Source organism: Citreimonas sp., assembly GCF_042096055.1.
Lineage (GTDB): Bacteria > Pseudomonadota > Alphaproteobacteria > Rhodobacterales > Rhodobacteraceae > Citreimonas.
The window spans coordinates 1-8,180 of the sequence record NZ_JBELMH010000108.1 but is presented as its reverse complement, the minus strand read 5'-3'; the positions used below and the strand labels follow the sequence as shown (position 1 = coordinate 8,180).

Genomic DNA, 8,180 nt, shown 5'->3' with positions numbered 1-8,180 from the left:
AACGCCGTGATCACGAAGCTTCCGGGCACCGGCGGCATGGTGACCCGCGCCACCTGCACCGAGCAGCTTCTCTACGAGATCCACGACCCCGCTGCCTACCTGCAGCCCGACGTGGTGGCCGACTTCACCGGCGTGGCTTTCGAACAGGTCGGCCCCGACCGCGTGGCCGTCACCGGCGGCGCGGGGCACCCGGCGACGGGCAGCCTCAAGGTCGCGGCGGGCTACCGCGACGGCTGGATCGGCGAGGGGCAGATTTCGTACGCCGGGCCGGGATGCCTCGCGCGCGGCCGGCTTGCGATCGACATCGTGGGCGCGCGGCTTGCGCCGCATGGCGGCGAGATCGACGAGCATCGCGGCGAGCTGATCGGCTACGACTCGGTCTCGGGAGCTGTCACGCGCGACCGGCCCGAACCGCCCGAGATCCGCATGCGCTACGCCGCCCGCTGCCGCACCCGCGACACCGCCGCGCGCGTTGCCGAAGAGGTCGAGGGGCTTTACCTCTGCGGCCCCTCGGGCGGCGGCGGCGTGACGGGCCGCATCCGCGAGGTCATCGGCATCGCCTCCGGACTGTTGCCTGCGGCGCTGGTGTCGCAGTCCTTCCACATGGTCGAGGCATAAGATGAAACTGCGCGACATTGCCCATGCCCGTACGGGCGACAAGGGCGACACAACGAACATCGCGGTGATCGCCTACCGGCCGGAAGACTGGCCGCTTCTGCAGCAGGCGCTGACCGCGGCCTGTGTGGCCGAGCATCTCTGCACCGCGCCCGGCCATGTCAGCCGCTATGAGCTGCCGGGGCTGCACGCGCTGAACTTCGTGATCCGGCAGGCCCTGGCGGGCGGGGTGACGCGGTCGCTGGCGCTGGACGCTCATGGCAAGTGCCGGGGTGCCACGCTTCTCGACGTGACCCTTTAGCGCGCTCAGCCCGTGCGGGTCTGCCGCGCGCGCCACAGGGTGAACAGGCCCGCGGCGACGATCAGCCCGGCGCCGATGGCCACGTTGGTGCGCAGCGTCTCGTTGAAGACGACCAGGCCCAGCGCCGCCGCGAAGGGAAGCTGCAGGTAGGCGAAGGGCTGTACCGCGCTCGCCTCGGCCACCTCGTAGGTCTTGATCAGCAGGAAATGCCCGCTCGCCCCGGTGATGCACAGCGCGCCCATCCACAGCCAGTCGGTGGGGATCATCGGCTCCCAATACCAGATGCCGATCAGGGTCGCGGCCACGGCCCCGGTGGTCCCGGTCCAGAAGAACGAGGTGGCGGCGCTGTCGACCCGCCCCACGTAGCGCGTCAGCAGGCCGTAGAGCGCGAACATCAGCGCCGCGATCAGCGGGATCACCGCGTAGGGCGAAAATACGCCCTCGTCGGGCTGCAGGATGATGATCACGCCGACGAAGCCCAGCGCGATCGCGGTCCAGCGCCGCCAGCCGACGAATTCGCCCAGCACCGGCCCCGACAAGGCCGCGACCAGCAGCGGGTACACGGCAAAGACCGCGTGGCTTTCCACGAGGCCGAGGTAGACGAAGCTCAGCACCATGACGTTGATCTCGGCCACAAGAAGCACGCCGCGGAAGGCCTGCACCCAGGGCAGCTGCGTGGCCGCGGCGGCGCGCAGCCCGCCGGCCTTGCGCGTGGCGATGGCGATCACGAAGGCGGCGAAGAACCAGTAGCGGATCATCACCACCATCAGGACGTTGTATTCCGACGCCAGGTGGCGCGAGATACCGTCCTGCAGGGCGAAGACCATGGTGGTGGCCACCATCAGAAGGATGCCCAGCCTCGTGTCCTGCTGCGCCATAAGAGGGGTCCTTCAGGGCTTGCGCGCCACCGTCATGTGACGTTTCCGCCCATATCCGGGCACGCGGGCCACCTCAAGCCCCGCCGCGGCCAGGGCGCGGCGCACGTGGCCGGCGGCGGAATAGGTCGCTGCCGTGCCGCCCGGCGCCATGTGCGCGGCGACCTGCGCCATCAGCGCCTCGCCCCAGAGCTGCGGGTTGCGCGCGGGCGCGAAGCCGTCGAGGAACCAGGCATCGGCGCGGCCGTCCCAGGCGGGCAGCGTGTCGCGCGCGTCGCCTTCGATCAGGGTGAAGTCGAGATCGGGCCGCGTGATCCGGCGTGCGCCCTCGCGCCAGAAGGGACGCAGATCCTCGGCCACATCGGCCAGCGCGGGAAAGGCTTCCTGCGCGCGGATCATCGCCTCGGGCGCCAGCGGATAGGCCTCGAACGTGGTGAAGCGCAACGCCCCCGGCGCCCCGGCCGCGCGCCAGGCGTGCAGGGCGGTCAGCAGGTTCAGACCGGTGCCGAAACCCAGCTCGGCGATATGGAAGCCGTCGCGAAACCGCTCGGGCAGGCCGTTGCCCTGCAGGAAGACGTGGCGCGTCTCGGCCAACCCGTCCTCGAGCGAAAAGAACGGATCGTCGAAGGGCAGCGACACGGGCACGGCCGCGCGCCAGTCGACGGGATGGCCGGCGTCGGCCGGTTCGGCGGGATCGGTCTGGTCGGTGTCGCGGTTTTCTGGCATCACGGCCCCCGGTTCGGAGACGGGCAATGCCGGGGGACGCGGGCGATGGCAAGGGTGGACGTGACGGTGCGCGGGGCGGGCATCTTCGGCCTGTCGATCGCCTGGTCCTGCGTACAGCAGGGCGCGCGCGTGCGCGTCGTGGATCCGTTCGGCCCCGCCTCAGGGTCGTCGGGCGGCGTGGTGGGCGCGCTGGCGCCGCACGTGCCCGAGAACTGGAACGAGAAGAAGGCCTTCCAGCTGGACAGCCTGCTGATGGCCGGCGCGTTCTGGCAGGGCGTCGAGGCGGCCGGCGGCGTGAGCGCCGGTTATGCCCGGACCGGGCGCCTGCAGCCCGTGGCGGACGAGGCAGCGCTGACGCTTGCCCGCGCCCGCGCCGACGGGGCGGCCGCGCTGTGGCGGGGGCAGGCGGTGTGGGAGGTGATCCGAGCGACGGATGCGGGGGCCTTCGTGCCGGAGACCCCGACCGGCTGGCTGATCCGCGACACGCTCAGCGCGCGGTTGCACCCGCGACAGGCCTGCGAGGCGCTGGTCGCGGCGCTGGAGGCGCGCGGCGTATCTATTGTGGCCGAGGCGCTGGACGAGGGCGCTGTGGTCTGGGCCACCGGCTGGCGCGGCCTGCTGGATCTGGGCGAGGCGCTGGGACGCAAGGTGGGCGACGGGGTCAAGGGGCAGGCGTCCTTGCTGGCCTTCGACGCCGGTGACGCGCCGCAGCTGTTCGTGGACGGGTTGCACCTGGTGCCGCATGCGGACGGCACGCTAGCGGTCGGGTCGACGTCCGAGAGGGACTTCGACGCGCCAGACACCACGGACGGGCAATGCGACGCGCTGATCGCGCGGGCGCGGGCGGCGGTGCCGGCGCTGGCGCAGGCCGAGGTGGTCGCGCGCTGGGCGGGGGTGAGGCCGCGGGCCCGCAGTCGCGCGCCGCTTCTGGGCGCCCGGCCCGGGCGGCCGGGGCATTTCGTGGCCAATGGCGGATTCAAGATCGGCTTCGGCATGGCGCCAAAGGTGGCGGAGGTCATGGCCGCGCTGGTCCTGGAAGACCGCGACACGATCCCCGAGGGCTTCCGCCTGTCCTGAAAGTTTCCGAGCGGAGCGCGCCTGCCGGCGCGCGCGGACCACTCGGCCCCTGCCTTCGGCAGAAACCTCGGGGCGGCGCCCGATCGCGCCCGGACGGCGCCGCGCCTGCGTGGATCAAGCTTCGAGGCGGCTGGGGGCGAGGACGGTCGCCTCGCCCACGAGGACGGGTTTGCCGTCGACCGTGCACGCGCAGTCGAGCGTCACACGACGCTTGGCGATGTCGATCCCGGTCACGGTGACCTCGGCGCGGACCATGTCGCCGGGGCGCACCGGTGCGAGAAAGCGCAGCGACTGGCCCAGATAGACCGAGCCGTGGCCGGGCAGCTGCTCGCCGATCACGGCCGAGATCAGCCCGGCGGTCAGCATGCCGTGCGCGATGCGCCCCTCGAAGATCGTGTCGCGGGCGTACTCCTCGTCGAGGTGGACCGGGTTCCGGTCGGTCGAGATCCGGGCGAACAGTTCGATGTCCTGCTCGGTCACCTGCTTCTGCACGTGGCGGGCCATGCCCATCTCGATGTCCTCGATGCAGATCGTGCCGCGCGGCAGGGAGTCCAGCATGTCGCCCTCCATGACAAGGTAATTAAAAGGCGCTTGATAAGCCTACTGCGTAATTTAATTACCTCGCGGGCGCAGAAAGTCAAGCGCGAAGCTCAGCGCAGGCGTCCGATCGAGAAGGTCGGCGCGACGCCTTCGGCGGCAAGGTAGCGCTCCAGCGCGTCCGGATCCGGGTCGGTCTGCGTACCGGTTTCCTGCCGCGCGAGCCCGCCGGTGATGAACAGCGAATCGATGCCCTCGCCCATGGCGCCCAGCACGTCGGTCTGCGGGCCGTCGCCGATCGCCAGGATCGAGCCGTCGGCGACGTGGCCGACGTGATCCGCCAGCCGCCGCCGCGCAAGATCGTAGACCGGCGGATGCGGCTTGCCGAAATACAGGCTCTCGCCGCCCATCTCGGTGTAGAGCTGCGCCAGCGCGCCCGCGCACCATTCGCGGGCCTCGCCGCGGTCGACGACGATGTCGGGGTTCGCGCAAAGCAGTTTCAGGCCGCGCTGCTTGGCCAGCAGGAATTGCGGGCGGTTGTCGGCGGGATCGGCATGCGGGTCGAACGGGCCGCAGCAGACGATGCCCTCGGCCTCTTCCAGTTCGACGCGTTCGATCGCGACCGGGTCGGTCACCAGCTTCAGCGGCTCGAAGAACGGCAGGTCGTGGTCCTGCCCCATGAACCACACCTTGCGGCCGACCGCGCCGGTGAACATCGCCGCGCGCGCCGAATCGCCGGACGTGGCGATGTCGTCCCAGGCGTCGTCGGGCACGCCGAAGCGCTCGATCTGGCGCGCGACCTCGTGGCGCGAGCGGGGCGCGTTGGTCAGCAGGATCACCGTCCCGCCGTTCGCACGGTACTCCTGCAGCGCCGCGACCGCCGAGGGGATCGCCTGCACGCCGTCATGCACGCAGCCCCAGAGATCGACGAACAGCGCGTCGTAATCATGCGACACGTCGGATAGGGCGGAGATGATCTGCGTCATGGGCCGGGTTCCTTCTGGGGCATCGGCCCAGCTATGGCCCGGCGGCGCGGCCGTTGCCAGCCTTTCCGCGCGATCAGGCCCCCGGCGCGGGCTGCGCGCGCAACCATTCGAGCGCGGCGGCCTCGGTGTCGAAGGCGCGCGCCTCGACGGGCATGATCTTGCCCATCGTCTCGACGATGCCGCCGGCCTGGCCGGGCGCATTGGCGACGACGTAGTTGCGCACCTTCGACAGGGATTCGAACTGCGCCTTCATGGCGTCCATCGACAGCGACGCACCGGTTTCCGAGGTCTCGGTCGTCTCGAAGACCAGCAGCATGTCGACCTTGTCGTGCGCGTCGAACGCGGCGAGCATCCGCTCGGCCATCGATGCCATGTCGTCGCGCGTCACCTTGCCGGTGATGCGGAAGCCGTAGGTCTTCGGCAGCGCGGTGTCGAATTCGGTGATGGTGGCGGTGTTCAGCATGGCGTCCTCCTCGCTTGCGCGAAGGGAACGCGGCCCCGGGTGCGATGTTCCCCGGGGCCGGAGGCCTGGGTCAGACCTTGAGGTTGGGGATGATCTGCTTCTTGCGGCTCATCACGCCGGGCAGCACGACCGTGTCGCCCTCGACTTTCGCGCCAAAGCTCTTCTCGGCCACGGACTTCACCCGGTCGTTCGGGATCAGCAGGGTCGCTTCCTCGTTCAGGATGTCGACGACGAACAGCAGCACCTCGTCCACGCCGTCCTCGGTGGCGACGGTCTTCATCGTTTCCATCAGGCTGTCCTTGCGCGACAGCGGCATGTCGGGCGCCGTCGTTTCCAGCACCGAGACGCGGAATTTCGTGCCGTCGACCGCGTATTCCTTGCTGTCCATGCGCAGCAGTTCCGCGTCCGAGAAGGCCGAGACGTCGGATTTCGCGGCGAACATCTGCTGGGCGAAATCCTTGAGGTCGACGCCGAGGTCCTTGGCCAGGCCGTGCGCGATCGCCTCGTCCTCCTGCGTGGTGGTGGGCGAGCGGAATTCCAGCGTGTCGGAGAGGATGCAGGTCAGCATCGCGCCCTTGATCTCGCGCGGGGCTTGGGCGAGGTCGTCACCGATCAGTTTCCACATGATGGTCGCGGTGCAGGCCAGCGGCTCGATCCGGATGTCGATCGGGCCCTTGGTTTCCAGCCCGCCGACCAGCTTGTGGTGGTCGATGATGCCGCGGATGTCGGCCTTGTTGATCGACTTGGGCAGCTCGGCGGGGTTGTTAGTGTCGACGATCACGACGGGCGCGTCCTCGGCCACATCCTCGATGATCTCGGGCTTGTCGAGACCCCAGTGTGACAGCATGAATGCGGCTTCGGTGTTGGGCTCGCCCAGCAGGACCGGCTTGGCGTCCTCGCCCTTGATCTTGTTCAGGTACCACGCCCAGATGATCGGGCTGCCGGTGCTGTCGGTGTCAGGGGATTTGTGGCCGAAAACCTGGATCGTCATGAGAACCCTCGTACGTTGGCTGGATCTGTCGCGCGCCTTCTAGCGAGGGCCGCCGCGATTGTCACCACGGCACGTGGGGCGGTGCGGCGGGCTAGCGCGGCAGCGGCGTCGCCGCCTTGTTGTAGGGCGTCCAGTCGCTGATCTCGGGGTAGAAGCGCCGGCGCCAGGCCCGCACGCGCGGGTTCATCACGCGACGCCAGATCGGCGGGACCATCGCCGCCATGGTCATCACCGGGTAGCCGTAGGGCAATTGCGGGGCCTCGTCCTCGGGGTAGGTCTGCAGCAGCGGGAACCGGCGGTCGGGCTTGTAGTGGTGGTCGGAATGGCGCTGCAGGTTGATCAGCAGCCAGTTCGATGCGCGGTGCGAGGCGTTCCACGAATGGCGCGGCTGCACGTGCTCGTACTTGCCCTCGCCCAAGTGCTTTCGCGTCAGGCCGTAGTGCTCGACGTAGTTCACCAGTTCCAGCTGCCAGACCGCGACGCCGGCCTGCAGCGCGAAGAGGCCTAGGCCGGTCCAGCCGCCAAGGATCGCCGCCAGCGCCAAGGCCGCCGCCTGCAGCGCCCAGTAGGTCCAGAACGGGTTCGACCGGTGCCACCACGGCAGGCCCTTGCGGGCGAGCATCGCCGCCTCGGCCCGGAAGGCCGACACCAGGCATTGCCGCAGCACGCGCGGATAGTATCGGTGGAAGCCCTCGTTGTAGCGCGCGCTGACCGGGTCGCGCGGGGTGCCGACATAGCGGTGATGCACCAGCAGGTGCTCCGAGCGGAAATGCGAATAGAGCACCATCGCCATCAGCAGGTCGCCCAGCCGACGCTCCAGCCGGTTGCGCTGGTGCATCAGCTCGTGCGCGTAGGTGATGCCGACGGTGCCGGTCATCACGCCGACGCCGAAGAACACGCCGGCCTTCTCCCAGCCGCTGAGGTGTGCGGCGCCCGAGACGTACCAGACCAGGCCGAACAGGCTCAGCACCTGCAGCGGCACCCATCCGGCGGTGATCGCCTTGTAAAGCCGCAGCTGGTCGTCGGGCGTCTGCGGGTCGGCATTGTCCTGGTTCAGCCCCAGCGCCGCGTCGAGGATCGAGAACAGGTACCACGTCGACACGATCGGCAGGGCGATCCACCAGCCGCCCCAAAAGGCCGCGACCCAGACCATCGGGATCAGCATCAGCGACAGCGCGAAGGGGGCGACCGCGGTCAGCCGCGCCAGGTCGGGTGTACTCGAGACGGGTGTCGCGTCGCTCATCAAAACCTCCGGAAGCCCTTCGCGATCCTACGACCGGATCACGCCTACGCCCAAGCGGCGATCAGCCGCGTGACGCAAGGTCGAATGCCTTTCGCATCACGGTTGGCAGATCGGCGGGGCTGAAATCGGGCAATTCGATGAATTCTCCGCGCGTCGGCGACCGATCCATCGGCACCAGCGCGGTCTTCACCACCAGCCGAAGGTGGAAATGCGTGAAGGTGTGGCGCGCTTCCTCGGACAGGGTGCGCCACTCTGCCCGAATCGGAGGCGCCGGGGTGGGCGCGTCCGACCAGTCGCTGCCCGGCCAGCCCAGCATCCCGCCCAGCAGGCCCTTGTCGGGGCGCCGCTCGAGCAGCCAGGCGCCGT

Annotated in this window: 11 protein-coding genes; 3 read left to right on the top strand and 8 right to left on the bottom strand. The window is 69.5% G+C overall.

Features of this window, described 5'->3' with window-relative positions:
- Both ACFDTC_RS16435 and ACFDTC_RS16430 read left to right on the top strand, forming a co-directional pair.
- Positions 1–618 (top strand): acyclic terpene utilization AtuA family protein (locus ACFDTC_RS16435; RefSeq protein WP_375259965.1); only part of this gene is annotated, 618 nt, incomplete at its 5' end.
- A 1-nt stretch (position 619) separates the two neighbouring features.
- Entirely contained in the window at positions 620–916 is a 297-nt protein-coding gene (locus tag ACFDTC_RS16430; protein ID WP_375259964.1) for a hypothetical protein, read from the top strand.
- A gap of 5 nt (positions 917–921) precedes the next feature.
- Here the strand turns inward: ACFDTC_RS16430 and ACFDTC_RS16425 are convergent, their stop codons facing one another.
- Together ACFDTC_RS16425 and mnmD are read right to left on the bottom strand one after the other, a co-directional pair.
- A complete protein-coding gene (locus ACFDTC_RS16425) occupies positions 922–1,794 on the bottom strand; it encodes a DMT family transporter (RefSeq protein WP_375259963.1) in 873 nt (290 codons plus the stop codon).
- Between the two features lie 12 nt (positions 1,795–1,806).
- Entirely contained in the window at positions 1,807–2,517 is a 711-nt protein-coding gene (mnmD, locus tag ACFDTC_RS16420; protein ID WP_375259962.1) for a tRNA (5-methylaminomethyl-2-thiouridine)(34)-methyltransferase MnmD, read from the bottom strand.
- 45 nt (positions 2,518–2,562) lie between these two features.
- Between mnmD and ACFDTC_RS16415 the strand changes: the two genes are divergently transcribed.
- Positions 2,563–3,594, top strand: a complete 1,032-nt coding sequence (locus ACFDTC_RS16415) for an NAD(P)/FAD-dependent oxidoreductase (protein WP_375259961.1) — start codon at positions 2,563–2,565, stop codon at positions 3,592–3,594.
- 114 nt (positions 3,595–3,708) lie between these two features.
- On the opposite strand, the gene ACFDTC_RS16410 is transcribed toward ACFDTC_RS16415, so the two are convergent.
- The 6 genes from ACFDTC_RS16410 to ACFDTC_RS16385 form a co-directional block, all read right to left on the bottom strand.
- A complete protein-coding gene (locus tag ACFDTC_RS16410) occupies positions 3,709–4,152 on the bottom strand; it encodes a MaoC family dehydratase (RefSeq protein ID WP_375259960.1) in 444 nt (147 codons plus the stop codon).
- Between the two features lie 92 nt (positions 4,153–4,244).
- Positions 4,245–5,117, bottom strand: a complete 873-nt coding sequence (locus ACFDTC_RS16405) for a TIGR01459 family HAD-type hydrolase (protein WP_375259959.1) — start codon at positions 5,115–5,117, stop codon at positions 4,245–4,247.
- 73 nt (positions 5,118–5,190) lie between these two features.
- A complete protein-coding gene (locus tag ACFDTC_RS16400; protein WP_375259958.1) occupies positions 5,191–5,580 on the bottom strand; it encodes an STAS/SEC14 domain-containing protein in 390 nt (129 codons plus the stop codon).
- Positions 5,581–5,650: 70 nt separating this feature from the next.
- The gene (locus ACFDTC_RS16395; RefSeq protein WP_375259957.1) at positions 5,651–6,571 is read right to left on the bottom strand and encodes a manganese-dependent inorganic pyrophosphatase; all 921 of its coding nucleotides are present in this window, start codon (positions 6,569–6,571) and stop codon (positions 5,651–5,653) included.
- 91 nt (positions 6,572–6,662) lie between these two features.
- Positions 6,663–7,814: an alkane 1-monooxygenase gene (locus tag ACFDTC_RS16390; protein ID WP_375259956.1), complete on the bottom strand. Its 1,152-nt coding sequence runs from the start codon at positions 7,812–7,814 to the stop codon at positions 6,663–6,665.
- Positions 7,815–7,875: 61 nt separating this feature from the next.
- Positions 7,876–8,180: NUDIX domain-containing protein (locus tag ACFDTC_RS16385; protein WP_375259955.1), on the bottom strand; the 305-nt coding region annotated here is incomplete at its 5' end.

Coding starts and splice junctions, on each gene's coding strand:
- ACFDTC_RS16415 (WP_375259961.1), top strand. CDS start 2,563: ATGGCAAGGGTGGACGTGACGGTGCGCGGGGCGGGCATCTTCGGCCTG.
- ACFDTC_RS16430 (WP_375259964.1), top strand. CDS start 620: ATGAAACTGCGCGACATTGCCCATGCCCGTACGGGCGACAAGGGCGAC.
- mnmD (WP_375259962.1), bottom strand. CDS start 2,517: ATGCCAGAAAACCGCGACACCGACCAGACCGATCCCGCCGAACCGGCC.
- ACFDTC_RS16425 (WP_375259963.1), bottom strand. CDS start 1,794: ATGGCGCAGCAGGACACGAGGCTGGGCATCCTTCTGATGGTGGCCACC.
- ACFDTC_RS16395 (WP_375259957.1), bottom strand. CDS start 6,571: ATGACGATCCAGGTTTTCGGCCACAAATCCCCTGACACCGACAGCACC.
- ACFDTC_RS16390 (WP_375259956.1), bottom strand. CDS start 7,814: ATGAGCGACGCGACACCCGTCTCGAGTACACCCGACCTGGCGCGGCTG.
- ACFDTC_RS16405 (WP_375259959.1), bottom strand. CDS start 5,117: ATGACGCAGATCATCTCCGCCCTATCCGACGTGTCGCATGATTACGAC.
- ACFDTC_RS16400 (WP_375259958.1), bottom strand. CDS start 5,580: ATGCTGAACACCGCCACCATCACCGAATTCGACACCGCGCTGCCGAAG.
- ACFDTC_RS16410 (WP_375259960.1), bottom strand. CDS start 4,152: ATGCTGGACTCCCTGCCGCGCGGCACGATCTGCATCGAGGACATCGAG.